The sequence below is a fragment of the Hymenobacter arcticus genome, assembly GCF_054779975.1.
In genome coordinates this window covers 22,465-45,898 of record NZ_BAAGXF010000017.1, presented here as the reverse complement: position 1 = coordinate 45,898, position 23,434 = coordinate 22,465, and the positions used below count along the sequence as shown (strand labels likewise).

Sequence of the window (23,434 nt, the reverse complement as noted above, 5' to 3'; positions counted from 1 at the left end):
CAGAATGTTGCGCTCGCAATGACGAAAGGCTCTACAACACGCCGCGCTCGGGGAAGCGGCCGGCTTTGGTGCGGTAGAAGGTCTTGATTACTTCCAGGTCTTTATCATAATCGCCCGTGGGCCAGACGACTGGGCCCACGCCGGCCTCCCGGTTCTTATAATCGAGGAAGCCGAGTAGGATGGGCACGCCCGCCTCCACGGCGGCGTGGTAGAAGCCCTTGCGCCACTTGGGCTGGTAGGCGCGCGTGCCCTCGGGCGTGATGAGAATCACCAGCTCCTCGTGCTGCTTGAAGAGCTGCACCATGCCATCGACCAGGCTGTTGTTGCGGCTGCGGTTCACGGGCAGCGCGCCGATGGCCTTTACCAGCCAGCCCAGCACGGGGTTTTCGGTCCACTCGCTTTTTACGGTGAAGCGCACGTCCACATCCATGATGTAGAAGGCGGCGCGGGCCATGATGAGGTCCCAGTTGCTGGTGTGCGGGGCCGCAATCATCATGCACTTCTTGATGTCGGGCGGCACCTGGCCGGTTTGCTTCCAGCCGGCCACGCCAAAAATGGCTTTAGCGATGTAGTACCAAAAGGTGGAGGTTTTACGGGCAGCCATTCACTTATCAACTAAAAATTAACTTCCAAAGCTAGGCACCAACGGCCAGCAGGGCGCGCAGCTCGGCGGCCCGGCTCAAGGTATAGCGGTAGCCCACCTCAAACAGCTCGTCGGCCTTGCGGTAGTCGAGCGGGCGGTAGGTGCGCAGGGCGGGCGGCTCCAGCAGCAGGGCGCACTGGCCTTTGCGGGCCGCTACGTTGGTGCTGAGGGCCAGCTGCAGCGTACGCTCCACGAGGCGGCGCAGGTTCGATACGTTCACGTCGGTGTTGAGCGGGTTACAGTGCACGCCCACTACGCGCTCGGTGGGGTGGCCCAGCAGCGGCTCCACGGGCAGGTTGTTGAGCAGGCCGCCATCTACCAGTTGCCGGCCCTGGTACTGCACCGCCCGGTACACAATGGGCACCGCCGCCGAGGCCAGCAGCGGCGGCAGCAGCGGCCCGCTGGTAAAATACACCGACTCGCCGGCCACCAAATCAGTAGCTACCAGCGTGAGCGGCAGCCGCAAATCCTCAAACTGCACGTCGGCCCCCAGGTGCCGCGCCAGCAGCTGCTCCACCGCCTCCAGGCCCAGTAGCCCCAGCCGGCTGAATACCGGCCGCGTGAGCCCCCGGAAATTGGTACTCAGTAGCAATCGCAAAATCTCGCGCGGGGCAAACTCCGCCGCGTAAAACGCGGCCGCAATGCCCCCCGAGCTCACGCCCGCCAGCCGCCCCACGGGCAGGGCCAGCTCATCGAGCGCCGCCAGCACCCCCAGGTGCGCAATGCCCCGTGCACCCCCACCAGACAAGGCCAGGGCAAGCGTAGCAGCGGGCACCGCGCTAACTGTCTCTTCGCTTTCCATCAAATTTAAATTACTATTAATCAGTAATTTATACCAAATTACAAGTCACTGATACGCAGTGTTTCGCCTAGGCGCACGCCTTTGTCGGTGAGCTGCACGGTGCAGGCTTCGTGTTGCGCATCGTGCTCCAGAATCAATACCCAGTTTTCCTCGGCGGCGCGGCGCAGTACGGCTTCCTTTTCGCCCAGCGTTACGAGCGGGCGCACATCGTAGCTCATCACATAGGGCAGCGGAATATGGGCCACACTAGGCAACAGGTCAGCCATGTAGGCCAGCGTGCGGCCTTTATACTTCAGCACCGGCACCATCATTTTCTCGGTATGGCCGTCGGCAAACAGCAGCTCGCTGAACTGCGGCAGCTCATCGGGCACGCCCCGACTGGGGTCGATAAACTTGAGCTGCCCGCTTTCCTGAATGGGCAGAATGTTCTCGCGCAAAAAGCTAGCTTTCTCGCGGGCGTTGGGCTGGGTAGCCCAGTCCCAGTGCGCCGCATTGCTCCAGTAGGTAGCGTGGGCGAAGGCCGTTTGCAGAGCCCCGTCGGGCCGCCGTACCACCGAGCCGCCGCAGTGGTCGAAGTGCAGGTGCGTCAGGAAAACGTCGGTTACGTCGCTGCTCGTGAAGCCCAGCTTTTGCAGCGACTTTTCCAGCGAGTCTTCGCCGTGCAGGTAAAAGTGGCCCCGAAATTTCTCGTCCTGCTTCTCGCCAATACCGTTGTCGATGAGCACCAGGCGGTTATCATCCTCAATCAGCAGGCAGCGCATGGCCCAGGTGCACATGTTGTTGGCGTCGGGCGGCACTAGCTTCTGCCACATCGCCTTGGGCACCACGCCAAACATGGCCCCGCCGTCAAGCTTGAACAGGCCGGTATCTATTGAATGGATGGTCATTTTTTGGGGTATGAGGGTGGGAGGGTAAGGGGGTAGGAGGTAAAAAGGGTATGGGAGCAGGTTTGGGAAGGATAACGAGCAGCGCTAACAACTCCTGCCCTCCTACCCGCATACCCTCTCACCCTAAATGGCTACTCCACCACCACGCCCATGGCCGAAAACTTGTCGATGCGCTGCGAAATGCGCTCGTCGGCCGGCACGGCGGCCAGCTCGCGCAGCGTTTCGAGCAGCTTGCTTTTCAGGGTGGCAATCATGGCGGCGGTGTTGGTGTGCGCCCCGCCCAGCGGCTCCTGAATAATGCCATCGACCAGGCCCGCGCCCTTCATGTCAATGGCCGTGAGCTTGAGGGCCTCGGCGGCCTGCTCCTTATAGTCCCACGAGCGCCACAGAATGCTGCTGCACGACTCGGGCGAAATAACGGAGTACCAGGTGTTTTCCAGCATCAGCACGCGGTCGCCGATGCCAATGCCCAACGCCCCACCGCTGGCGCCTTCGCCAATGATGATGCAGATAACGGGCACCTTCAGCATAAACATCTCCTTGAGGTTGCGGGCAATGGCCTCGCCCTGGCCCCGCTCCTCGGCCTCGAGGCCCGGAAACGCGCCCGGCGTGTCGATGAGCGTTACCACGGGCACGTTGAATTTTTCGGCCAGCTTCATCAGGCGCAGCGCCTTGCGGTAGCCCTCGGGGTTGGGCATGCCGAAGTTGCGAAACTGCCGCTGCTTGGTGTTGTGGCCCTTTTGCTGGCCAATGAACAGCACCGGCTGGCCATCGAGCTCCCCGAAGCCGCCCACCATGGCCTTGTCGTCGCCCACGGTGCGGTCGCCGTGCAGCTCCACAAACTTATCGGCCATGCCCGCGATGTAATCCAGGGTATAAGGCCGCTCGGGGTGGCGCGAGAGCTGCACGCGCTGCCAGCGGGTGAGGTTGGCGTAAGTTTCTTCTTTGAGGGTTTTTATCTTGGCTTCGAGGGCCGCCACGGCCTCGGTTACTTCAACGTCGCTGTCGAGCGCGAGCTGTTGCATTTGGCGCAGCTTGTCTTCAAGGGCCGCGATGGGTTGTTCAAAATCGAGCAGCATGGGGTGGGTTGCTGGGTGCTGGATAAAAAGGCGGGCCGCTGCCGGGGCTAATTATGCCCGCGGAAGTGGCCCAAAAGCCGGTTGGCAAAGGTAAAGCCAAACCAAGCCCGCCGCCCCGCCCAAAAACAATGAGCCTGAAAAACAACCAACAACGTTTACCAACGGCCCAAATACCCGCTTTTTTGGCCGGCTGGCTTGTATGCGGGGTTTTGCTGGCTCTACCTTTGTAACACCAAAACGGAAAAGCCTCCTGGTTTTCCCGACTGCGGTAAACGGTTTGGTAGTTCAGCTGGTTAGAATGCCGCCCTGTCACGGCGGAGGTCGCGGGTTCGAGTCCCGTCCAGACCGCAATCGTTTTTAAAGGCCCTTCCTGTTAGCAGGAAGGGCCTTTTGCGTTACCGCTGCTGCCAAACAAGGAGTCAGGTAATTATGAACTTTTTTCCAATTTGGCTTGGGAATGCCGATTTTATTTCCTTACCTTTGCAGCACCAAAACGGAAAAGCCTCCTGGTTTTCCCGATTGCGGTAAACGGTTTGGTAGTTCAGCTGGTTAGAATGCCGCCCTGTCACGGCGGAGGTCGCGGGTTCGAGTCCCGTCCAGACCGCAATCGTTTTTAAAAGAAAAAGCCCTGTAAGTCAAGCCCTTACAGGGCTTTTTCTTTTAGCGGCTTCGAATGATAATTCAGGAATTCTAATCCAGCCAAGAATGGCTGCAAACGGCTGGCTAGTGCTGCCTGGTAAGTGGCTAGTATCCACGGCTACTACACCCATTGAGCTGCGTTCGGCGGGCCGCGCTACTGGAGAACAAGCTTTTTCTGCCTTAGGAGCTATCCGGATGGGAGCTGGCAAATTGGTGCCGCCACAGAGCAGGCACATAATAGTTGGCGGAATGAGGCACCAGCATGCCCCGCGGCACTTCGCACTTGGCGCGCTGGATTACCTTTAGCGGGCCGGCCGGTACTACTGCCAACGGCTTTTTGCTCGTTATTAATGGCAGTCCCTGCTGCTCCTCCGCGCTTCCTGGCTGCCACGCGCCGCAGCCTGCTCGATACTGGCCTGGCCCTTCTCACGGAGCAGGGCTTCCAGGCCGTTTCGGTGGCTGATATTGCCGCCGCCGGGCAGCCGCTGGCCGAGGCCTACCGGCATTTTGGCTCTAAAAACAACTTCATCCTGGGTTTGTACCAGCGCGTGCACGACGAGCTGGAAGCGCGTGCGCCCAACCTGCCGGATGGGCCGCTGGCCCTGCGCTTTCAGGCGCTGGTGCGCTGCAAACTGGCTTTATTGGTGCCTTACCACCGCCTGCTGCGCTCGCAGCTGGCCGCGCTGCTCGATGCCGACGCACCCACCGGCGTGCTCAGCCCCGAAACGGAGGACATCCGGCTACGCGGCCTGGCTTTGTTTGAAATTGCAGTGCGGGGCGCTACCGATGCGCCCGCCGAAACCCAGGCGCGGGCGCTGGCGCAGGCGCTTTATGCGGCGCACTGGGGCGTGCTGGGCTTGCGCCTGCTCGACCGCTCGGCCGAAGGGCAGGCTACCGATGAGCTGCTGGAGCTGCTGTGCGCCGGGCTGGCCCTGGCCACGCCGCAGCTGGCCACTGCGCTGGGGCCGCTGCTGCTGGGCCAGGTGGGCGCGGCGGTGGGGCAGTTTTTGCACGTGTCAGCAGAGGTGGATTTTGAGGTGGCGCGGCGCGTGGCGAAGCTCATTCTGTTGCACCGCAAGGTGCTGCGCACCGGCCCCGACGACCCGGCCGCGCCCGATGAGCAAAGCATTGCCATTCAGCTGCCTAAGCTGCACTATTACATCAGCCAGGGCCAGCCGATACACCTCATTTTGCCGGCCTTCCCGGCCAAGTCGCCCAACCCGCACAAGGTGCTGGGCAAGCTGCCCGACCTGGGCGAGGAAATTGCCCTGACTTTTTTGCAAAGCCTCTGCAACGACATCCGGCAGGTGTATGCGCCGGGCGCGCGCATCAGTATTTGCGCCGACGGGCGCGTATTTGCCGACTTGGTGCAGGTGAGCGATGCGGAGGTATCGGCTTATAATGAAGTACTTAAGTAGCTGCTGGCTCAGCTGGGCACGGCTGACCTGGACGTTATCAACCTAGAGGATATTTTGGCCACCGACTCGTTTGACGCGGCCCGCGCCTGGATAGTGGCGCAGTACGGCGAGCCGCTGGACGAGCTGCGGGCCCGCGTGCGCAACACCGACCACGCCCGGGCCATGTTCAACGGCATTCACCGCTTCGTGTCGGAAGATGGGCTGGCGCTGGCCCCCTAGAAAAGCAAGAGCCGGGTGAAGGAGGAGAGCAAGGAAGTGGCCTATGAGGTGATTCAGCGCAGCAATGCCTGGACGCGGCTACTAGCCCAGGAGTTTCCGCACGCCCTGCGCCTGAGCATTCACCCGCAGCACCCGCACTCCGACAAAATCGGCCTGCGCATTACCCGCGCCATCGATGACTGGCTTACGCCCTGGCACGGCGTGGTGCTGCTGCGCGCCAACGATTACGTGCTTATGAAGCGCCACCAAGCCGAAGAGCTGGGCGCGCAGCTCATTGAAAAGGATGGCCGCCCCAGCCACTTCGTGGCGGGGCCGAATTCTTAACCAAACAGTTGTAATTATCAACGAATAATGACGCGATGGCTACCCAAATTTGCCCTGTTTGCAAGCAGGACTGTTGCACCTGGTACATGACCGAAGATGAGGCTGGCCGGGAGGTCACCGGCTGGGGCTGTAGCTGCGGATTTTACGCCTATGAAAATGAGCAGTACAACCCGGATGGTACCTATCGTTTCGAGCAGTTTGCCCGCGGCTGTAGTAGCTGCGGTTCTTCTACCGCCTTAAAGCTACACCAAGACGACCAGGAGTATCTCTGGTGCAACCGTTGCCATTTGCTCACCGAACAACCAACAAATACGGCTGGCTAGCTATCGCTCCACCCGTTACTTTTTTGCTTTCATGCCTGCCTATACCCTTGAGCTCCAGGCTCCCTTTGGCCTGCTCGTGCGCGCCGACTACCCCGGCCAAACCATTGCCGGCATTGCGGCCGACCAGCTGATGGGCTGGGTGCGCGCGCATCGCATCCTCATTTTTAGAGGGTTCGCCTTGTTTGACAAGCAATAGTTTGCGCTCTATGCCCAGCAGCTGGGCGAGCCGCTGCAATGGCCCTTCGGGGCTATTAACGAGCTGCTGGTGAAGCCGGGGGCCAAAAACTACCTCTATACGCCCAGCGCCGTGCCGCTGCACTGGGACGGCGCGTTTATCGGCCGCATTCCCTACCTCATCTTTTTTCAGTGCGTGAAAGCGCCCCGCGCCGAGGACCGGGGCGGCACCACCTTTGCCGATACCGGCCGGGCGCTGGCCCGCGCCACCGAGGACCAGCGCACCCGCTGGGCGCAGGCCACGCTGCGCTACCGCACCGAAAAAGTGGTGCACTACGGCGGCACCATCACCCAGCGCCTGCGGCAGGCCCACCCCGTTACGGGTGAGGATACCCTGCGCTTTGCCGAGCCCGTGCACGACCTCAACCCGGTGAGCGTGGAAGTACTCGATGCCACGCCCGAGGCCCAGGCGGCGCTCCTTGCGGAGCTGCAAGCGGCGCTCTACGCGCCGGAGGTGATGTACGTGCACAGCTGGCAGGACAATGATATTGTGCTAGCTGACAATCACTTACTGCTGCACGGCCGCGACGCGTTTCTGAACCCCAATGAGCGCCATATTCAGCGCATCAACCTGCTGGCGCGGCCGGCGCACGGCGGGCTGCGGCGGTTTTTGAAGAATAGCAGCATCCTGCGCCGACCCGAGTTTTTGCCGGCCGAGATTCCGATTTTTCTCATCCCCATTCTACTCAGCGCCGAGGACGGCCGCTTCCTGCGCCGGCCCGAGCTCTACGTGGGGCTGGCCGGCATTTACCTGCTCTTTAACTTCGGCGACATGGTGAACACTTACGCCGACCGCGGCGTAGATGCCGTGTACAAGAGCCACTTATCCAACGCCATCTTTGAGCTGGGCGACCAGGGCGTGCGCTGGCAAATGCGGACCTCGGTGGCCGGCACGGTGGGCATCAGCCTCTGGCTCACGCGCCACACCGGGCGCTGGCAGTTTGTGCCGCTCACCGTGATTGGCTGGGCGCTGGGCTTTCAGTATTCGTGGCAGCCGCTGCACCTCAAGTCGCGGGGCGTGTGGCAGTTGGCGGCGCTGTGGGCCGTTATTTTCTTCGGGCCGATGGCCTACACGGGTAGCCTCGTCACGCGGTTTCCGCGGCCGGCGGTGCTCACGCTGGCCGCCGCCTACGGCCTGCTGCAAGTGGGCGTGCTGATGCTCAACAACGCCGAGGACTATACCGAAGACCGCGCCGCGGGCCTCTACACCGCCATTGTGGCGCTGGGCCTGCACCGCAGCATGCGCGTGGCGCAGGCCCTCACAGGCGGCGCGGGCCTGCTGGTGCTGGGCAGCTTCGGCTACTTATTCAAGTCTGAAAAGCTGCCCAAAGCCGCCTACCTGGCCCTGCTGCCGCTGGCTGGGGCCGTGGCCTACATCGCGCAGGGCTACGAAAAAGCCAACCAGCAGATTGCGGGCAAAGACGAAGTAGCGGCCACGGCCATCATCAAGGAAAGCGGCCGCCTGATACCCAAGTGGCTAATGGCCACTGCCTACACCAGCCTGCTGGCGGCCGGGGTGCTGTTTGCGGCGCGGGTACAGCGCAAAAAACAGGTAGCCTAAACTGCCGGTCATTGCGAGCGCAGCGAAGCAATCGCACCCGCACGACAGGCGCGCCGCTCGTTCGTGCATCGTGCCAGTGCGATTGCTTTGCTGCGCTCGCAATGACGAGTATTTCACAACCATTCCCTCCTACCTTATGCCTACTTCCAATGAACTCTACGATTGCGCCATTATTGGCGGGGGCGTGGCGGGGCTCACGCTTGCGGTGCAGCTGGCGCGGGGCGGGCGGCGCGTGGTGCTGTTTGAGAAGGAAACCTACCCCTTTCACCGGGTGTGCGGCGAGTACATTTCGATGGAAAACCACGATTTTCTGTGCCGCATCGGGGTGCCGCTGGCCGAGCTGAATTTGCCGGTGATGACGCGCTTCACGGTATCATCGCCCACAGGCGTGGCGCTGCACCACCCGCTCGATATCGGCGGCCTGGGCATCACGCGCTACGAGCTCGACCAGCGGCTGGCCCGGCTGGCACGCTCGTACGGCGCTGTTGTGCAGGAAGGCACCAGGGTGACGGACGTAGTATTTGCCGACGAGCAGTTTACCCTTACCCTGGCGGGCGGGGCCACAGTGCGCGCCCGCACCGCCTGCGGGGCCTGGGGCAAGCACGCCAACCTCGACAACAAGCTGCAACGGCCCTTTGTGGAGCCCAGCCGCCGGGGACGGCAGTTTGTGGCCGTGAAGCACCACTTGCAACTACCTGATTTTCCGCGCGATATTGTGGAGATGCACAACTTCACCGATGGCTACTGCGGCCTCTCGCCGGTGGCCGGCGGCTTCACCAATTGCAGCTACATCAGCGACGTGCGCAACCTGCGTGCCCACGGCAACAGCGTGCCCGAGATGGAGCGCCACGTACTGATGCAAAACCCGCTGCTGCGCCCCTACCTGCAAGAGGCTCAGCACGAAGGCAATGCGCCCATCGTCATCTCCCAAATCACCTTTCGGGAGCGCTCCACCGTGGATGCCCACGTGCTGATGCTTGGCGACGCGGCCGGCACCATTGCCCCGCTCGCCGGCAACGGCATGAGCATGGGCATGAACGCCAGCTTCCTGCTGCACAACCTGCTGGAGGAGTTTTTGGCCGGCCGCATTGCGCGCGCCGAGCTGGAGCAGCGCTACACCCAGGCCTGGCGGCGCCTGCTGCACCTGCGCATTGCGGCGGGCCGGCTCATTCACCAGTTTTTTGGGCACGCGGGGCTCACCACGCTGGCCATCCAGGCCCTCAAGCGCTTGCCGGGTCTGACGACGCAGGTGCTCAAGCTCACGCATGGCAGAAGCTACTGATTACCAAATTTTTAGCTAGTGAGCCGGCAAATTATAGCTAGGGCACGAGATAGGATAAAGCCATCCTGACCAGGGAGTATAGGGCTAAGTGCCAGCGTTTAAGCAACCTTTATACACAGCCCGCGCCTTTCAGGCATCAATAGCCTATGTAGTGCTTCTGCGTTAGGGCGTTTAGCTGCGTGCTTGCCAACGAGGCGCGCATTAGGACTCGCCAAGCAGCCACTACTCTGCCCACAGCAGCTTTCAACCAACCCAGCCCATGAAAAAGCTCCTCACAGTTGCCAGCACTCTCGCGCTTACTGCGGGCTTGCTCACTGCCCACAGCCAGGCACCGGCTACCGCCCCCGCCAAGCCCACCAAAACGCCCGAACAGCGCGCCGCCACCTACCAAGGGCCCAAAGTGGTGACGGACAGCAAAGCCCTGGGAAAGAAAATGGTGCAGAAAAGCAAGCCCACCGATATGCGGATGCCCCCGCCCGCCCCGGTGCAGGTAAAGTAACTGACACGCTGTTTGTTGCGGTGCATCAGCTGGGTGTAGCGGTTGCCTCTGCCGGCGGGGCGGGCAGCGGGAGCGGGCCATCCCAAACGCCCCGCGCTACGTTAGGCTGCCCGCAGGGTGGCCGGCGGCGCAGTGCCTCCGGCTTTCCCTTGCTTTTGCCTTATGCCTGCCCTCCTCCCCCTCAACTTATCGGACCAGCTGGCCTTGCAGCGCACCCGCCTGGCCAACGAGCGCACCCTGCTCACCTACGTGCGCACCAGCTTGGCGCTGCTGGGCTTTGGGCTGACGCTGCTACAATTCCATCCCGAGCGGGGCGGCCGGCTGGGCTACTCAGCCCTGGCCGGGGCGGGCCTGGTGCTGGCGATGGGCTTGCTGCGCTTTCGCACCCATCGGCGCCAGCTCGTGGCCTGCCAGTTTGCCGGCCAGTAGCTACTGGCCGAGTCGAATACTAGCAACTAGTTGTCTATCAGTTTTTTATATAATTAATATAAGCTGACATGTAACGCTGTTCGCCCGGCATTAGGCTACCAGGCTGGTGTGCCCTTCCATGGCCAGCCACAGCCAATGCAGCAGGGCCACGCTGCCCCAGCCCACCAGGCCTGCTACCACTACAAATAGCACTAGTATCAAGATTATCAGGCCTTTGCCGCTGCCGCTGTGGCGGCCTTCGGCGTAGTGGCGGCGCAGCAGGGCCACGTTGCGCTCGTTGCTTTTATACGTGAAGTCGAACACGCTGCCCAGTATCGGGATGGCTCCTACCACGGTGTCGAGGAGGATATTGAGGGCCATGCGCACGGCCAGGGCCCCGCTGGCCCCGTGGCGCAGCATAGTGAGCAGCAGCGCCACCGATACCACCGTGGTGGAGAGGTCGCCCACGATGGGTATCAGGCCCAGCAGCGGGTCGAGGCCGAAGCGAAAACGGGTGCCCGGCAGCCGAAACTGGCTATCGAGCAGGCGGGCCACGCGCTCGACCCAGCGCAGGCGCTCGTCGGCATCGAAGCCAGTAATTTCGGGGCGGCGGGTGGTGGTAGCGGGCATGGTCGGGCGATGATAATTGCCAGCTATACGCGGGCCGGCCCCAGAAGGGTCGCGGGCCGCGTACAGCCGCCCGCAACCCTTCTGGGGCCAGCCGGCCAAACCTACCGGCCGCTGGCTTGTCTGCCTGGGTAGCAACCCGTTTTTTATGTCTTTGCCCTCGCCTGCTACCGCCCCCCGCCCCACCACGGTCCTGTTCGACCTGGACGATACCTTGTTTGACCACACCGCCACCTCGCGAGCCACGCTGCGGGTGGCCGCCGCCGGGCTGCCCTTCTTCCCAACGGTAGACTTCGAGGCTTTCTATCAGTTTTACAGCGACTTGCTGGAGGAGTTGCACCTGCACGTGCTGCACGGCCGCCTCACCCCCGCCGAGGCCTGCGACCAGCGGTTTGGGGGCTTGCTGGCCCGCTACCAGCCCCGCGCCACCCCCGCCGACGCCGAACGCCTGGCCGATACCTACTACGCGCACTACGCCCGCCTGCGCCAGCCGGTGCCGGGGGCGCTGGCCCTGCTGCAAGCCCTGCGGCCGCACTACCGCGTGGGCATCATCACCAACAACCGCACGGCCGAACAAACTGACAAGCTGCACTTTATGGGCATGGCCGGCCTGGTCGATGCCCTCATCACCTCCGAAGACGTGGGCGTACCCAAGCCCAACCCGCGCATTTTTGCGGCCGCCCTGCACCAGCTGAATGCCCAACCCGCCCACACCGTGCTGGTGGGCGACAACTGGACCGCCGACGTGCTCGGGGCGCGGGCCGTGGGCATTCGCCCGCTGTGGCTCAACCGCACCGGCGCGGCGCAGCCGCTGCCCGGCGTGGCCACTATCACCAGCCTCGAACCGCTGCAAGAAGTGCTGGCCCACATTGCTGGCGAGCCGACGTAGCGCGCCAGCTTGCGCAAACCGTTTGTCATTGCGAGTGGAACGCAGTGGAGCGCGGCAATCGCATCAGAACGTGGTCGTGCGGGTAACGTTCGGATGCGATTGCCACGCTTCACTGCGTTCCGCTCGCAATGACAACGATTTGCGTAAGGTCTAAATCAAGCATTTCGCCGCCCACTCAAGAACCCTACGGCTTGCCCGGCGCGGCTACCCATTCCCAGGCTTCGGCCTGGCCGGTGCGGGGCTGGTAGGTGATGGGCTCCACCGCCGCGCCACGCCGCACGGGCAGCGTAATAGCTTGGGTGAAGCTGCCGTAGACAGGAATCAGGTTCACGGCCTCGGCCAGCTCGTCGCCCTCGCGCAGGCCGGCCAGGGCCGCCGCCGAGCCCGTCACCAGGCCCTTGATGCGCTTACCTTTTTGCAACGCCACCGGCTCGGCAAAGCCCAGGTCGAAGAAGCCCACTGGCACCGGCCGGCTGGCTACGCCCGGCCCAAAGGCGCCCGGCACCGGGCGCAGCAGCTGGCCCGCTACCATGGCTTGCCAGTCGGCCACGGCTTCCTCACCGGCCTCGCGGCGCAGCAGGGCTACCCAGTCCTGGGCGGTGGGCGCGTGGCCGGCGCGCTCTGGATAAATAGCTCATTAGCAAAGCTTAGCACCATGTACGGGCTGCCCGCCTGGCGCAGCCTGGCATCGAGGTTGGCGAAGTAGAGCAGGCCGCGGGCGTAGGAGAGCGTCCAGGCGTTGCGGCCAGCCCACATGGTGGTGGGCACGTCGTGGTCGGGGGTGAGCCGCCGGGCGTTGGTGTAGTAAAAGCTGGCGTCGCGGTTGATGAGCGCCAGGTATTCGGCGGGCGTGTAGAGGCCGGCCGCGTAGGGCAGCGTGAGGGCAAAGTAGTCGGCAATGCCTTCGGTGTACCAGTCATCGAGTGAGGGCGCGGCATTCAGGTACAAGCCCCAGGCGTGCACCGTTTCGTGGGCAATGGTAGCGCGCTCCTGCACATCGGTGAGCGACACGCTGGGCGGCAGGTACATCATAAAAGCGCCCGGCGAGGCCACCCCGCTCGAAAAGGGGCTACCCTCGTACGAGCGAAAAAAGAACTTAAACGACTGCGTGGCCGAGCCTCCAAAGGCCTGACGCTCCAACTCATACACGCGCTCGGCGGCGGCCATGGGCGCGTCCATCTCGGCGGCCGTTTTGCCCAGCCCATACACGCTAAAGCCCTGGCCCGTGGGGTGAGCTGGGTACTGGTACAGTGGCCCGGCCAAAAACTGGGCATTGGCCAGCTGGTCGGCGGTGGTGCGGGCTGCCTGGCCACCAGGGCCGTAGGAGCTGGCCGCCGAGGCCCCGGCCGGCAGCTGCCAACTCAGGCGCAGCGTAAGGCTGTCGGCCAGGTCGGGCAGCAGCAAAAAGCCGATGCCCGCGCCCGCTACCCCGCCACCGGCCGCCTGCAAGTCGAGGTGCGGCCCGCGCTTGGGGGCCACGGCGCTGGCCACCGGTACCCGGTAGGTGACGTGCACGGTGCCCACCACCGGGCGGCGGGCCAGCCAGTGCTGCCTTGTTACGCCCTCAGCTTCGCGCACCGTGGGCGGGGCCATGGCCACCGTCCCCTTCGCATCCGTCACCACCAAGCCCGTTACCTGGTCGGCGTTGCGCACCAAAAACAGCACCAGCAGGTCGAATTGCAGGTTGAGCGGCCGGGCCTGCGCGCTACCCGCGGCCGGCGCGAGGCTGTACGCCACGGCCAAGCCATTGGCCCGGCTGGGCTGCGCATACGTGGGCCGCAGCTGCATGGTGAGCACGGGCCCCGGAACCGACGCAGCCAGCAGCCAGCGCAGCGGCAGGCAAAAAAAGGGAGCGGCCATTGAGCAATCAGCGGGTTGAAAAGCGGGCGTAAAAGTAGATTGGCAGCGGAAGCGGCAGCGTTACAAGGCGCTATTTTTTGCGGGAGTGGCGGGGTACCCCCTGGCTCTGGCCGCTTCCTTCATTGAGCGGCTAAAACTTTTTAGCCAGGTTTTCAGGCAATTGAACGAAAGCAATACGGTCGTTTGGATTGCGGGGCCTAGCTTTAAGACATGAACTATCCCACCCCTACGCTTCAACCCTTGCAGGTTTCTACGCTTGCTACCGAGCAAAGCCGCCAGCGCCTGGCAGCCGCCGTTATTTCGTTTACGCAGGGCACCCGCTTTTCGCTGGAGCCCTACCAGCAGCAGATACTCGACCTCTTCCTGCGGGGCCGCCTCACCATCGACGAAGTTGTATATTCCCTGGAATCCGCGGCCCGCTTCCGGGCCAACACCGGGATAGCCTAGGGCGGGGTGCCGGCGGGGTGCAAGCCCCCACCCCCGCAGGCCCGGCGGGGCCCACCCTTAGTCTAAGCAAAAGCTAACCAGTAATTTATAGTATTTCCTCTTTTAAAAACTCGGCTAACCTGCGTTTTTGCTAGCTGCTGGGCCTACTTTTATAGGTAGCTACGCCGCGCAGGCCGCCCTACCTTACCAGGGCAGCCGCCGCAACCAGCCCCTTTATTGCGACAACTCCTTGCATAGCAATTAGTTACTTATAAATTATCATTTTCCAGCGCTATGCTTGCCTCCGTTCCCGCCGATAATACCCGCGTCAACGTTTTGTCTACCAACGAGATAAACTACTGGTGCCACGTGCTCAACTGCACTGAAACCCGCCTGCGCAATGCCGTAATCGCGGTGGGCGTACTGGCCACCGACGTGCGCGCCTACCTCAACCGCTAGCTTTCGGCCGCTACCTCAGGGCCAGCCGCTTACCTTTCAAAAGCTCACGCACCAACCATTCAGGTTGGCCCGTGAGCTTTTGAAGCTTCCGGGCCCAGTGCCCGGCAACAGTGCGCGGTGGTGCCGGTTAGCTACGTACCGGCTGCTCTTCTAAAGGCTTCTCCCCATGACTCACTCTTTCGATGCGCTCATTATTGGGGCGGGCCAGGCGGGCCCGTCGCTCGCCAGCCGGCTCACGGCGGCCGGCTACACGGTAGCCCTGGTTGAGCGCCAGGACTTTGGCGGCACCTGCGTGAATACCGGCTGCACGCCCACCAAAGCGCTCATTGCCAGCGCCAAAGCCGCGTACACCCTGCGCCAGGCCACCCACTACGGCCTGCCGGCGGTGGGCGAGCTTACCGTAGACCTGGCCCAGGTGCAGGCCCGCAAAGACGCCATTGTGGCGGCCTCGCGCAACGGCCTCGAAAACTGGCTGATGCACATGGCGGGCTGCACGGTGTTTCGGGGCACCGCCCGGTTTTTATCGGCCACCACCATGCAGGTGGGCGACGACGTGCTCGCCGCCCCGCGCATTTTTCTGAACGTGGGCGGCCGCCCGGCCAGCCCGCCGCTGCCGGGCATTGCGCAGGTGCCCTACCTCACCAGCAGCACCATTTTGGCGCTGCGCGAGCTGCCGACGCACCTGCTTATTGTGGGCGCGGGGGCCGTGGGCCTGGAGTTTGGGCAGCTGTTTCGGCGGCTGGGCGCGCAGGTTACCATCGTGGAGCGCAGCCCGCGCCTGCTACCGCACGACGATGCCGACGTAGCCGCCGCCGTGCACGAAATCCTTACTAGTGAAGGCATTACGCTACGGCTCGGGGCCGAGTGCATCAGCCTGAGCCTGGAAGACGGGCAGCCGGTGGTGCAGGTAAACTGCGAAAAAGACTCCTCGCCCAGCCGCGGTTCGCACCTGCTGCTAGCCATGGGCCGCCAGCCCAACACCGACGACCTGGACCTAGCCAACGCCGGCCTGCAAGCCGATGCCCACGGCTTCATAGCGGTGGATGAGCAGCTGCAAACGGCCGTGCCGGGCATTTGGGCGCTGGGCGATTGCAACGGGCGCGGCGCATTCACCCACACCGCCTACAACGACTTCGAAATAGTGGCCGCCAACCTGCTCAACCACGACCCGCGCCGCGTGGGCGACCGGCTGCCCGCGTCGGCCATTTACGTGGACCCGCCCTTCGCCAAAGTGGGCCTCACCGAAGACGAGTTGCGCGCTGCCGGCACGCCCGCCCTAGTGGGCAAGCGCCCCATGACCAAGGTAGGCCGCGCCGTGGAAAAGGGTGAAACGCAGGGCTTTATCAAAGTGCTGGTGCACGCCGAAACCGACCAGATTTTGGGGGCCAGCATCGTGGGCGTGGGCGGCGACGAAGCCATTCACTGCATCATCACGGCTATGTACGCCAAGCAAACGGCCGCCTTTATGCGCCGCAACGTGTTCATCCACCCCACCGTGGCCGAGCTGATTCCAACGGTATTCGGCGAGCTGAAACCGCTGGAAGCCACGCCGGCTGCGTGAAATTAAGGTAGCCTGGACTCTGCGAGTCCGGGCGTGGCGCGATGGGCGAACGGGCCTTTACGCAGAGTTCACGGTAGGTTGCCGTGGCTGGCTGGTTGTGCTAACGGCCCTCACGCGCGGACTCAGGCAGAGTCCACGCTACCCCCCCCATTTATTTCATAATATCTTCATCATATTGCCACAAAGTGCCGCCGGTAGTTTTGGTTTTTCCAACCAATTCGTACTGTATGCACCCGTATTTTTCCTCTTTGCTACCCGCGGCTTTGCTGCTGGGTTTTACATTGCCAGCGGCTCAGGCCCAGACGATTAACCGGCCCAGCGCTACCCTGGTGGTGGCCGAAAGCGTGGGCAGCGTCAGCATTCCGCTTACCATTGCCAGCCCCGGGGCGGCGGCCAGCACCGTGCAGGTGGTGGTGCAGGCATTTGGCACGGCCACGGCCGGCCAGGATTTCACCTACGCCACCACCCAAACCATCACGTTTCCAGCCGGGGCCACGGGGCCGCAAACGCTGACCATTCCCATCCTCGACGACGCGGCGGCCGAGGAAACGGAGTACTTCGTGGTGCGCCTGCAAAATGCTACCAACGCCACCATTACGGCGGGGGCCACCGACATCCTGGTGTATATCCGGGACAACGACACGGCTACGCCGGCTCGGGCCAATAACGTCAGCCTCGGCCTGTTGCAGAGCTACCAGAACGGCACGCCTTTCAGCGGCACTACGCAGATAAACTCGGCTGAAATCGTGAGCTATGATGCCAGTACCAAACGCCTCTACGTGGCCAACTCGGTGGGCGGCAAGCTCGACATTCTAAACCTGGCCAATCCGGCCGCCATCACGGCCATTGCCTCTATCGACATTAAAGCCTACGGGGGCCTGAATTCGGTGTATGCCCGCAATGGTCTGGTAGCCTGCGCATTAGAGAATACCAACCCGCAGGCCAATGGCAGCGTGGTGTTCTTTGACCAGAATGGCGTATTTCAAAAGCAGGTGACCGTGGGCGCTATGCCCGACATGATTACCTTCTCGCCCGATGGCCGCTACGTGCTCACCGCCAACGAGGGCGAGCCCAACGCCGCCTACACCACCGACCCCGAGGGGAGCGTGTCGGTCATTGATATGTCGGGCGGCATCGCGGGCCTCACCCAGGCCAACGTGACTACGGCCGGCTTCGCCGCCTACAACAGCCAGGCGGCCACGCTGCGGGCGCAGGGCATCCGCATTTACGGCGGGCTGGCGGCCACACCTTCGACGGTGGCGCAGGACCTGGAGCCCGAGTACGTGGCCGTGAGCGCCGACTCGCGCACGGCCTACATCACGCTGCAAGAAAACAACGGCATCGCGGTGCTCGACCTGGGCAGCAAGCAGATAACCGCCATTCGGCCAGTGGGTTACAGCGAATTGAGCCAGCCCGGCCGCGGCATCGACGCCTCCGACCAAACCACGGAGGTGCTCATCGCCAACTGGCCCATCAAGGGCATGCGCCAGCCCGATGCCATTGCCGCCTTTGAGGTAGGCGGCACGCCTTACTTGCTGACGGCCAACGAGGGCGATGCCCGCGACTACACCGCTTTTAGCGAGCAGGTGCGCCTGGGCACCACCAGCGCCAGCGCGCCCTACGTGCTGGACCCCACGGTGTTTCCGAACGCGGCGCTGCTCAAAAACAACGCCGTGCTGGGCCGCCTCAACGTGACCAACCGCCTCGGCGACACCGATGGCGACGGGGACTTCGACGAGATTTACGCCTACGGCGGGCGCTCGTTCAGCATCTATAACGCCACCACCGGGGCCGAGGTGCACGACAGCGGCAACCTACTGGAGCGCGTAACCTCGGCCGATGCCACGTACGGGGCCATTTTCAACGCCAGCAACGGCTTTGGTGAAGCGCCCACCCGCAAAAACCGCTCGGACGACAAGGGCCCCGAGCCCGAGGGCGTGACCACCGGCCGCATCGGCAGCAACCTCTACGCCTTCGTGTCGATGGAGCGCGTGGGCGGCGTGCTGGTGTTTAATATTAACAACCCCGCCAGCCCGGTGCTCGAAACCTACGTCAACAACCGCAGCCTCACCGCTGGCACCGGCGACCTGGGCCCCGAGGGCATCGTGTTTATCGCGGCCGCCGACAGCCCCACCGGCCAGCCCCTGCTGCTGCTGGCCAACGAAGTGAGCAGCACGGTGGCCGTGTACAACATCCAGACGCCCACCGTAACGGCCACGCGGGCCGGGCAAGCTGCCGCGCCGCTGCTGCTCTACCCCAACCCCAGCCAGGGCGGGGCCGTGCAGCTGAGCCGCTCCATCTCGGGCACGCTGCACGACCTCACGGGCCGCCCCGTACGCCAGATTTCTACTACCAACCACCTCGAAACCAGCGGCTTGGCAGCCGGCATCTACGTGCTGCGCGCCACCGACGGGGCCACCAGCAAGCTGGTAGTGCGCTAAGGTTTAGGTCGATTATCCCCTACCTCAACCAATCACAACGGGCCTGCCTCGCACTTGCGGGGCAGGCCCGTTGTGCTTGATGCCAGGGGCGCTAATAGTCCAGAAATGCCTCGTCGGGGTAGCACCAGGCCCAGCGCTCGCCGGGCTGGGCCGAGGTGATAACGGGGTGCTGCGTGGCGCGGAAGTGCTTGGTAGCGTGCTTGTTTTGAGAATCGTCGCAGCAGCCTACGTGGCCACACTGCTGGCAAATACGCAGGTGCACCCAGGTATCGCCCAGGGCCACGCAGGCGGGGCACACGTGCCGGGTATCATGCTTCAGGTGGGCGAGGTCGAGCGCCGCGAGGTGTTGGCAGGGAGTTTCCATAACAAAAGACAATAAAGGTCAGCAAATTAGTGACCAGCTTATTACCAAAAAATTATTACTTGCGAACACGTTATTCCGTGGTGAAGCCACGCTGGCAACCACTTCACTGGCCAGCAAACCGGCTAACCGACTCGACTAGAAGGCAATTAACCGAAACACTTCTGGCTGAAAATCAGCAGTTTATTATTAGGTCAACTTGCGGTACCTACCCAAACTACGGCCGGCTGGCCGGGCGCGGCCGCCACCCAGTTGCTGAGTGCTGATTTGCTAAAATTAAGCTGAGCAGAGAGAAATAAAATTTCCCACATTAGTCCTATTGCTTCTTAGTATCCTACCTTTGCATTGTATGGAGAACGATTACCACCCGCCCCTGAGCTTGCTGGCCCGCACGGCCAGCTCATCGTGGCAGCAGCAGCTGCGCCACAGTGTACGCTTGTACCTGGCTCTGGGTGCCAACCCCCTCGTGGAGCTGGAACTAGAGACCATTCTGCAAAAAACTGAAGAAGAGTTAGTTGACTTTCTATTAGCGGATGGGCCGCCCACGGCTGCCGCGCGTCAGCAAGCCCAGACGTTTCTGGACATGGCACAGAACGAGCTACTTTCTTCCGAAACCGACGTGCAGCAACTGCTGCGCGAAGCCGTGCCCACCAGCTAGGGCCGGCGCGGGCTACTGCTGGGTCAGGTAGGCCATTAGCCGCGTGGCCACCGCAATGACGGGGCCGCCCATGGGGTCGGCCTGCAACACCTCAAACGGGCCCTCGCCAAAGTACAGGCCATCGGACACCAGGAAGGTCAGGCGCACCATGCCGTTGGGCGGGAAGGGCCGCCGCGGTTGCTCCCACTTGCCAATCTGGTTGACCACGGTGAGGCTGGCATCAAACAGCTCGTCGATGAGCCGGCGCGACTCCGGGGTTTGGGTTTCCCACACCAGCAGCTTTTCGGCCTGGTTGAGGTAGCGCGCCCCACCCTCGCTGAAGGCGGCCAGCACATCGAGCCCGCCGGGCAAGCCCACTTCCACTACCACACCCAAAATCTCGCGGTGGTCGATGGGCGCGCCGCTGGCCGTGAGCAAGCGGTAGGCCAGCAGGCGCTGGCGCGCCTCTAGGGTTTTGTCGGTTGCCACGGCTTGCAGCTGCGCGGTGCTGGGCGCGGCGGCCAGCAGCACCGTCCACGGGTAGGCGGTGGGCTCGGTGGTTTGCCGGTACAGCGCAATATCGTCGCAGAACAGGAGCTCGTACACGTGGTTTAGCCCGTCGTTTTGATAGGGCTTAGCGGGCTTTTTGGAGAAGATATTAAAGATTCCCATGCGTTTTTGACTGAGGAGCCCCGCCCGGGGCGGGGCGGCGGAGCGGGCGCGGGCTCCTGCGCGGAGCTACGCCACTACCCCCATGTACGGGCAAATGCGCGGTAGCAACGTGCGGTGGGGGGCCGCCAACCAATTATTAGGGGCGAACTTGCACCGTGGGGGCCTTGCCAGCCCACCCTAGCTCTTCCTGCCCCATGAAATTAATTTGCCTCTGCGGAGCCCTGGCCCTGCCGCTGCTCGGCGCCGCCCAGCAGCTGGCGGCCACTGCGCCGCCCATCACCTACCACGTGGGCCTCACCAAGGCCCCCCTTTACCGCAGCGCCGCCGACACGGCGGGTAAGCCCAGCCGCTACCTGTTCAGCCAGGCCGAGGCCGTGGTGGTGGGCCAGTTTTTACCCCGCTGGGTGGTGGTCCGCCACGACGGCTTTCTCTACCTCACGCCCGTGGATAAGCTGCGCGACTACGACCCCGCCGATACCGAGAAGCTACCCATTGACCCCCGCACCCAACTCATTACCTACCAGGCAGTGGTGCCGGTGCCGGGCATCAGCCAGGCCGACCTCTACGCCCGCGCCACTGCCTGGGTCGCCAAGACCTATACCTCCGGCAATGCCGTGCTTGAGCAGCAAGACTCTGCCGCGGGCCAGCTGGTGGTGCAGGGCGAGCTGCCCGCCTTGGTCTACAACATGTACGCGGGCGTGCTGCGCAGCAGCTACGCCGGGGTAGTGCGCCACACGCTCACCATCTACGTGAAGGATGGGCGCTATAAGTACATTCTCAGCAACTTAGCTCACAGTGCCAAGGCCACGCCCAACATGAAATCGGGCGGCGCGCTGGAGCAGGACAACGCCAGCCTGTATGGATACGCCGGCCTCGGCAGCCACAAGCCCTGGACTGACCTGAAAACCGCCGCCACCCGCGACGTGCGCCACCTGCTGGCCGGCCTGGAAGAAGCCATGACCCTGCAAAAACCCCGGGCGGCGAAAAAAACCAACGATTTTTAGCCTGCTGCTGTTCGGCGCTGCCCTTCCCAGGCTTCGTCACCAGCGCCTGGCAGGCGCTGGTGACGAAGCCTGGGAAGGGCAGCGCTACGTGTTTTACCCCCGCCATGCGCGTAGACAATGCCCCGAGCTACCGGGCCCCGTAGTGGCCTTGTTGCGTGCAGAAGCACCCCAGCGCGGCACTAGAATACCCTGGGCGCGGGGCACGCAGCACAACGGGCTGTGCTCTTTTTGTGCCCTAACAACCAATAAGTTCGCTCGCTCGCGCCACTTTATTTAATCTGAACAGCAACGGAAACCGTAAGGCAATGGAATTCATTCAAAACTCATCTTACATGAAATTTCTGTTGCCTAACCATCTTAGCGCGGCGCTGCTGCTGGGAATGGGCCTTGTGTTCACCGCCTGCGATAAGAACGACGACACGGCGCCAATCAGCAAGGTTGACCTGACTTTCCAGGCGCTGTCCAGCACCAATCAGCTACTTCAGTTCAACGCCAACAACGTGACCACGGCACCTACCGCCGTTACCATTACCGGCCTGCAAACCGGGGAGCGCATCCTGAGTGTGGACTACCGCCCCGCCACGGGCCAGCTCTACGGCCTGGGCAGCACCAGCCGCCTCTACATCATCAACCCCACTACCGGGGTGGCCCGCCCGGTAGGCACTGCCCCCTTCACCCCGGCCCTGAGCGGCACCACCGCCACCATCGACTTCAACCCCACCGTTGACCGGCTGCGCCTGGTGAGCAACACGGGCCAAAACCTGCGCCTCAACCCGGAAACCGGGGCCGTTATGACCACCGATGGCCCTATTAATGGCGTAACGGGGGCCGCTATTTCGGCCGTGGCCTATACCAATTCCATATCGGGGGCCAGCACCACGGTGCTCTACGACATCGACCCCACCACCGACAAGCTGTATCGCCAGGACCCGCCCAATGACGGCACCCTGGTGGCCGTGGGCGACCTGGGCGTGAACGTAACGGGCCTCGCGGGCTTCGATATTGCCGCCGCCGGCAACGATGCCTTTGCCGCCCTGACGGTGGACAACCAGACGGGGCTCTACAAGATTGACCTGGGCTCGGGCCGCGCCACGCGCTACGATAATTTCCCGGCCAACACCACCATCATTGGCGTGGCCATTCCGACGCAGGCCGTGGCCTACGGTGTTGATACGGACAACAACTTCGTGACCTTCAACCCGAGCACTCCCCAAACCCAGGTAACGAAGCCCGTTACCGGCTTGCAGACCGGCGAGCGCCTCGTGGGCCTCGACATGCGGCCGCTCAACGGGCAGCTGTATGGCCTGGGCAGCACCAACCGGCTCTACACGGTGAACCTCGCTTCGGGGGCCGCTACGGTGGTGGGCACCGGCACACCCCTCGTGCTGACGGGCACCAACTTCGGCTTCGACTTCAACCCCACGGTAGACCGCATCCGCATCATCAGTGATACCGGTGTGAACCTGCGCGTGAACCCCGCCGACGGCGTAGCCATCGTGGATGGCCTGCTGAACCCCGGCACCCCCAGCGTAACGGCCGCCGCCTACACCAACAACTTTGCGGGCGCCACCACCACGGTGCTCTACGACCTGGACTCCAACACCGATATGCTGTATCGGCAAGACCCGCCCAATGTGGGCACGCTCGTTTCGGTGGGCGCGCTGGGCGTGAATACGACCGGGGTGAATGGATTTGACATCGGGGGCACCAGCGGCACGGGCTTCGCCGTGCTCACGGTGGGCACCGCCGCTAGCGTGTACACCATCAACCTGGCCACCGGCGCCGCGACCAAAGGAGCCGACCTGCCGCGCCCCTTGCAGGCCATGGCTGTCGGCCTAGGCTTCTAATCTGCCGGAGAGTACCCTTGCCCGCTGCGGTGCGGCAAGCAGGGGCCTGCTGCGAAAGCGCACTGCTACTTCTATTGGCTTTTACCCAAAGCCCAAAAAGCGCTGGCCTCGTAGCCAGCGCTTTTTTTGTGAGATGGCGGCCGTTTGTGGGCCGGCGCATGGCAGCTCGTTTTGGCGAGGCACCGCCGGGGGCTGGGCAACGTCCGCTAGCGGATAGTGCGGCAACCGGGGGCAAATATCCCGCGCCTGACCGACCGACAGCTAACAATTGGCCTTTCAAGTAGGAGCCCTAACCCAAGCCGCCTACTTTACTTTAAGCCCCAATTTTTAAC

At 63.1% G+C, this 23,434-nt stretch carries 25 protein-coding genes and 2 tRNA genes; 18 read left to right on the top strand and 9 right to left on the bottom strand.

Annotated elements, in window-relative coordinates:
• Window positions 1-31 precede the first annotated feature (31 nt).
• From ACYVGC_RS21485 to ACYVGC_RS21470, 4 genes are all read right to left on the bottom strand, one after another.
• Entirely contained in the window at window positions 32-604 is a 573-nt protein-coding gene (locus ACYVGC_RS21485) for a lysophospholipid acyltransferase family protein (RefSeq protein WP_460585918.1), read from the bottom strand.
• Window positions 605-635: 31 nt separating this feature from the next.
• Entirely contained in the window at window positions 636-1,445 is an 810-nt protein-coding gene (locus ACYVGC_RS21480; protein WP_460585917.1) for a patatin-like phospholipase family protein, read from the bottom strand.
• A 38-nt stretch (window positions 1,446-1,483) separates the two neighbouring features.
• Window positions 1,484-2,332 carry an MBL fold metallo-hydrolase gene (locus tag ACYVGC_RS21475; RefSeq protein ID WP_460585916.1) on the bottom strand — a complete coding sequence of 283 codons (849 nt, stop codon included), beginning with the start codon at window positions 2,330-2,332 and terminating at the stop codon, window positions 1,484-1,486.
• Window positions 2,333-2,463: 131 nt separating this feature from the next.
• The gene (locus tag ACYVGC_RS21470) at window positions 2,464-3,411 is read right to left on the bottom strand and encodes an acetyl-CoA carboxylase carboxyltransferase subunit alpha (RefSeq protein ID WP_460585915.1); all 948 of its coding nucleotides are present in this window, start codon (window positions 3,409-3,411) and stop codon (window positions 2,464-2,466) included.
• A 274-nt stretch (window positions 3,412-3,685) separates the two neighbouring features.
• Here ACYVGC_RS21470 and ACYVGC_RS21465 point away from each other — a divergent pair.
• The 10 genes from ACYVGC_RS21465 to ACYVGC_RS21420 all read left to right on the top strand — a co-directional run bounded on the left by ACYVGC_RS21465 (window position 3,686) and on the right by ACYVGC_RS21420 (window position 10,339).
• Window positions 3,686-3,759: transfer RNA gene (locus tag ACYVGC_RS21465), tRNA-Asp, on the top strand.
• Window positions 3,760-3,941: 182 nt separating this feature from the next.
• Window positions 3,942-4,015 (top strand) — tRNA-Asp (locus ACYVGC_RS21460).
• Between the two features lie 385 nt (window positions 4,016-4,400).
• Window positions 4,401-5,468, top strand: coding sequence for an L-tyrosine/L-tryptophan isonitrile synthase family protein (locus ACYVGC_RS21455; RefSeq protein ID WP_460585914.1), 1,068 nt, complete (start codon window positions 4,401-4,403; stop codon window positions 5,466-5,468).
• 54 nt (window positions 5,469-5,522) lie between these two features.
• Window positions 5,523-5,687: a hypothetical protein gene (locus tag ACYVGC_RS21450; protein ID WP_460585913.1), complete on the top strand. Its 165-nt coding sequence runs from the start codon at window positions 5,523-5,525 to the stop codon at window positions 5,685-5,687.
• A 15-nt stretch (window positions 5,688-5,702) separates the two neighbouring features.
• Window positions 5,703-6,011: an L-tyrosine/L-tryptophan isonitrile synthase family protein gene (locus ACYVGC_RS21445; protein ID WP_460585912.1), complete on the top strand. Its 309-nt coding sequence runs from the start codon at window positions 5,703-5,705 to the stop codon at window positions 6,009-6,011.
• 354 nt (window positions 6,012-6,365) lie between these two features.
• A complete protein-coding gene (locus ACYVGC_RS21440) occupies window positions 6,366-6,530 on the top strand; it encodes a hypothetical protein (protein ID WP_460585911.1) in 165 nt (54 codons plus the stop codon).
• A gap of 69 nt (window positions 6,531-6,599) precedes the next feature.
• Complete coding sequence (locus tag ACYVGC_RS21435; RefSeq protein WP_460585910.1) at window positions 6,600-8,129, top strand: TauD/TfdA family dioxygenase; 1,530 nt, start codon at window positions 6,600-6,602, stop codon at window positions 8,127-8,129.
• Between the two features lie 136 nt (window positions 8,130-8,265).
• Window positions 8,266-9,411 (top strand): NAD(P)/FAD-dependent oxidoreductase, encoded by a 1,146-nt coding sequence (locus tag ACYVGC_RS21430; protein ID WP_460585909.1) that lies wholly within the window; start codon window positions 8,266-8,268, stop codon window positions 9,409-9,411.
• 259 nt (window positions 9,412-9,670) lie between these two features.
• Window positions 9,671-9,910 carry a hypothetical protein gene (locus ACYVGC_RS21425; RefSeq protein ID WP_460585908.1) on the top strand — a complete coding sequence of 80 codons (240 nt, stop codon included), beginning with the start codon at window positions 9,671-9,673 and terminating at the stop codon, window positions 9,908-9,910.
• Between the two features lie 162 nt (window positions 9,911-10,072).
• The gene (locus ACYVGC_RS21420; protein ID WP_460585907.1) at window positions 10,073-10,339 is read left to right on the top strand and encodes a YidH family protein; all 267 of its coding nucleotides are present in this window, start codon (window positions 10,073-10,075) and stop codon (window positions 10,337-10,339) included.
• A gap of 90 nt (window positions 10,340-10,429) precedes the next feature.
• On the opposite strand, the gene ACYVGC_RS21415 is transcribed toward ACYVGC_RS21420, so the two are convergent.
• Window positions 10,430-10,948 carry a DUF4112 domain-containing protein gene (locus ACYVGC_RS21415; RefSeq protein ID WP_460585906.1) on the bottom strand — a complete coding sequence of 173 codons (519 nt, stop codon included), beginning with the start codon at window positions 10,946-10,948 and terminating at the stop codon, window positions 10,430-10,432.
• Between the two features lie 145 nt (window positions 10,949-11,093).
• On the opposite strand from ACYVGC_RS21415, the gene ACYVGC_RS21410 reads away from it, so the two are divergent.
• Window positions 11,094-11,834 (top strand): HAD family hydrolase, encoded by a 741-nt coding sequence (locus ACYVGC_RS21410; protein WP_460585905.1) that lies wholly within the window; start codon window positions 11,094-11,096, stop codon window positions 11,832-11,834.
• Between the two features lie 184 nt (window positions 11,835-12,018).
• Here ACYVGC_RS21410 and ACYVGC_RS21405 read toward each other — a convergent pair whose 3' ends face one another.
• Window positions 12,019-12,384: a hypothetical protein gene (locus ACYVGC_RS21405; RefSeq protein WP_460585904.1), complete on the bottom strand. Its 366-nt coding sequence runs from the start codon at window positions 12,382-12,384 to the stop codon at window positions 12,019-12,021.
• Window positions 12,385-12,416: 32 nt separating this feature from the next.
• Complete coding sequence (locus ACYVGC_RS21400; protein ID WP_460585903.1) at window positions 12,417-13,694, bottom strand: hypothetical protein; 1,278 nt, start codon at window positions 13,692-13,694, stop codon at window positions 12,417-12,419.
• 210 nt (window positions 13,695-13,904) lie between these two features.
• Here ACYVGC_RS21400 and ACYVGC_RS21395 point away from each other — a divergent pair, with 210 nt between their 5' ends.
• The 4 genes from ACYVGC_RS21395 to ACYVGC_RS21380 all read left to right on the top strand — a co-directional run bounded on the left by ACYVGC_RS21395 (window position 13,905) and on the right by ACYVGC_RS21380 (window position 18,581).
• Window positions 13,905-14,141: a hypothetical protein gene (locus ACYVGC_RS21395; protein WP_460585902.1), complete on the top strand. Its 237-nt coding sequence runs from the start codon at window positions 13,905-13,907 to the stop codon at window positions 14,139-14,141.
• 273 nt (window positions 14,142-14,414) lie between these two features.
• Window positions 14,415-14,579: a DUF3606 domain-containing protein gene (locus ACYVGC_RS21390; protein WP_460585901.1), complete on the top strand. Its 165-nt coding sequence runs from the start codon at window positions 14,415-14,417 to the stop codon at window positions 14,577-14,579.
• Between the two features lie 166 nt (window positions 14,580-14,745).
• On the top strand, window positions 14,746-16,140 hold the full coding sequence (locus tag ACYVGC_RS21385; protein WP_460585900.1) for a mercuric reductase: 1,395 nt from the start codon (window positions 14,746-14,748) through the stop codon (window positions 16,138-16,140).
• 227 nt (window positions 16,141-16,367) lie between these two features.
• On the top strand, window positions 16,368-18,581 hold the full coding sequence (locus ACYVGC_RS21380) for a choice-of-anchor I family protein (protein ID WP_460585899.1): 2,214 nt from the start codon (window positions 16,368-16,370) through the stop codon (window positions 18,579-18,581).
• A 91-nt stretch (window positions 18,582-18,672) separates the two neighbouring features.
• On the opposite strand, the gene ACYVGC_RS21375 is transcribed toward ACYVGC_RS21380, so the two are convergent.
• Complete coding sequence (locus ACYVGC_RS21375) at window positions 18,673-18,945, bottom strand: ubiquitin carboxyl-terminal hydrolase family protein (RefSeq protein ID WP_460585898.1); 273 nt, start codon at window positions 18,943-18,945, stop codon at window positions 18,673-18,675.
• Between the two features lie 346 nt (window positions 18,946-19,291).
• Between ACYVGC_RS21375 and ACYVGC_RS21370 the strand changes: the two genes are divergently transcribed.
• Entirely contained in the window at window positions 19,292-19,600 is a 309-nt protein-coding gene (locus ACYVGC_RS21370) for a hypothetical protein (RefSeq protein ID WP_460585897.1), read from the top strand.
• Between the two features lie 12 nt (window positions 19,601-19,612).
• Here ACYVGC_RS21370 and ACYVGC_RS21365 read toward each other — a convergent pair whose 3' ends face one another.
• Window positions 19,613-20,251 carry a hypothetical protein gene (locus ACYVGC_RS21365; protein ID WP_460585896.1) on the bottom strand — a complete coding sequence of 213 codons (639 nt, stop codon included), beginning with the start codon at window positions 20,249-20,251 and terminating at the stop codon, window positions 19,613-19,615.
• A 194-nt stretch (window positions 20,252-20,445) separates the two neighbouring features.
• Here ACYVGC_RS21365 and ACYVGC_RS21360 point away from each other — a divergent pair, with 194 nt between their 5' ends.
• Together ACYVGC_RS21360 and ACYVGC_RS21355 are read left to right on the top strand one after the other, a co-directional pair.
• Window positions 20,446-21,255 (top strand): DUF4468 domain-containing protein, encoded by an 810-nt coding sequence (locus tag ACYVGC_RS21360; protein ID WP_460585895.1) that lies wholly within the window; start codon window positions 20,446-20,448, stop codon window positions 21,253-21,255.
• A 332-nt stretch (window positions 21,256-21,587) separates the two neighbouring features.
• Window positions 21,588-23,102, top strand: a complete 1,515-nt coding sequence (locus ACYVGC_RS21355) for a DUF4394 domain-containing protein (protein WP_460585894.1) — start codon at window positions 21,588-21,590, stop codon at window positions 23,100-23,102.
• Window positions 23,103-23,434 lie beyond the last annotated feature (332 nt).

Excerpts from the sequence above, each read along its gene's own strand:
- ACYVGC_RS21410 (WP_460585905.1), top strand. The coding sequence starts at position 11,094 with ATGTCTTTGCCCTCGCCTGCTACCGCCCCCCGCCCCACCACGGTCCTG.
- ACYVGC_RS21475 (WP_460585916.1), bottom strand. The coding sequence starts at position 2,332 with ATGACCATCCATTCAATAGATACCGGCCTGTTCAAGCTTGACGGCGGG.
- ACYVGC_RS21365 (WP_460585896.1), bottom strand. The coding sequence starts at position 20,251 with ATGGGAATCTTTAATATCTTCTCCAAAAAGCCCGCTAAGCCCTATCAA.
- ACYVGC_RS21420 (WP_460585907.1), top strand. The coding sequence starts at position 10,073 with ATGCCTGCCCTCCTCCCCCTCAACTTATCGGACCAGCTGGCCTTGCAG.
- ACYVGC_RS21355 (WP_460585894.1), top strand. The coding sequence starts at position 21,588 with ATGAAATTTCTGTTGCCTAACCATCTTAGCGCGGCGCTGCTGCTGGGA.
- ACYVGC_RS21375 (WP_460585898.1), bottom strand. The coding sequence starts at position 18,945 with ATGGAAACTCCCTGCCAACACCTCGCGGCGCTCGACCTCGCCCACCTG.
- ACYVGC_RS21440 (WP_460585911.1), top strand. The coding sequence starts at position 6,366 with ATGCCTGCCTATACCCTTGAGCTCCAGGCTCCCTTTGGCCTGCTCGTG.
- ACYVGC_RS21400 (WP_460585903.1), bottom strand. The coding sequence starts at position 13,694 with ATGGCCGCTCCCTTTTTTTGCCTGCCGCTGCGCTGGCTGCTGGCTGCG.
- ACYVGC_RS21370 (WP_460585897.1), top strand. The coding sequence starts at position 19,292 with ATGGAGAACGATTACCACCCGCCCCTGAGCTTGCTGGCCCGCACGGCC.
- ACYVGC_RS21480 (WP_460585917.1), bottom strand. The coding sequence starts at position 1,445 with ATGGAAAGCGAAGAGACAGTTAGCGCGGTGCCCGCTGCTACGCTTGCC.
- ACYVGC_RS21485 (WP_460585918.1), bottom strand. The coding sequence starts at position 604 with ATGGCTGCCCGTAAAACCTCCACCTTTTGGTACTACATCGCTAAAGCC.
- ACYVGC_RS21390 (WP_460585901.1), top strand. The coding sequence starts at position 14,415 with ATGCTTGCCTCCGTTCCCGCCGATAATACCCGCGTCAACGTTTTGTCT.
- ACYVGC_RS21360 (WP_460585895.1), top strand. The coding sequence starts at position 20,446 with ATGAAATTAATTTGCCTCTGCGGAGCCCTGGCCCTGCCGCTGCTCGGC.
- ACYVGC_RS21385 (WP_460585900.1), top strand. The coding sequence starts at position 14,746 with ATGACTCACTCTTTCGATGCGCTCATTATTGGGGCGGGCCAGGCGGGC.
- ACYVGC_RS21470 (WP_460585915.1), bottom strand. The coding sequence starts at position 3,411 with ATGCTGCTCGATTTTGAACAACCCATCGCGGCCCTTGAAGACAAGCTG.
- ACYVGC_RS21425 (WP_460585908.1), top strand. The coding sequence starts at position 9,671 with ATGAAAAAGCTCCTCACAGTTGCCAGCACTCTCGCGCTTACTGCGGGC.
- ACYVGC_RS21395 (WP_460585902.1), top strand. The coding sequence starts at position 13,905 with ATGAACTATCCCACCCCTACGCTTCAACCCTTGCAGGTTTCTACGCTT.
- ACYVGC_RS21430 (WP_460585909.1), top strand. The coding sequence starts at position 8,266 with ATGCCTACTTCCAATGAACTCTACGATTGCGCCATTATTGGCGGGGGC.
- ACYVGC_RS21380 (WP_460585899.1), top strand. The coding sequence starts at position 16,368 with ATGCACCCGTATTTTTCCTCTTTGCTACCCGCGGCTTTGCTGCTGGGT.
- ACYVGC_RS21455 (WP_460585914.1), top strand. The coding sequence starts at position 4,401 with ATGGCAGTCCCTGCTGCTCCTCCGCGCTTCCTGGCTGCCACGCGCCGC.
- ACYVGC_RS21415 (WP_460585906.1), bottom strand. The coding sequence starts at position 10,948 with ATGCCCGCTACCACCACCCGCCGCCCCGAAATTACTGGCTTCGATGCC.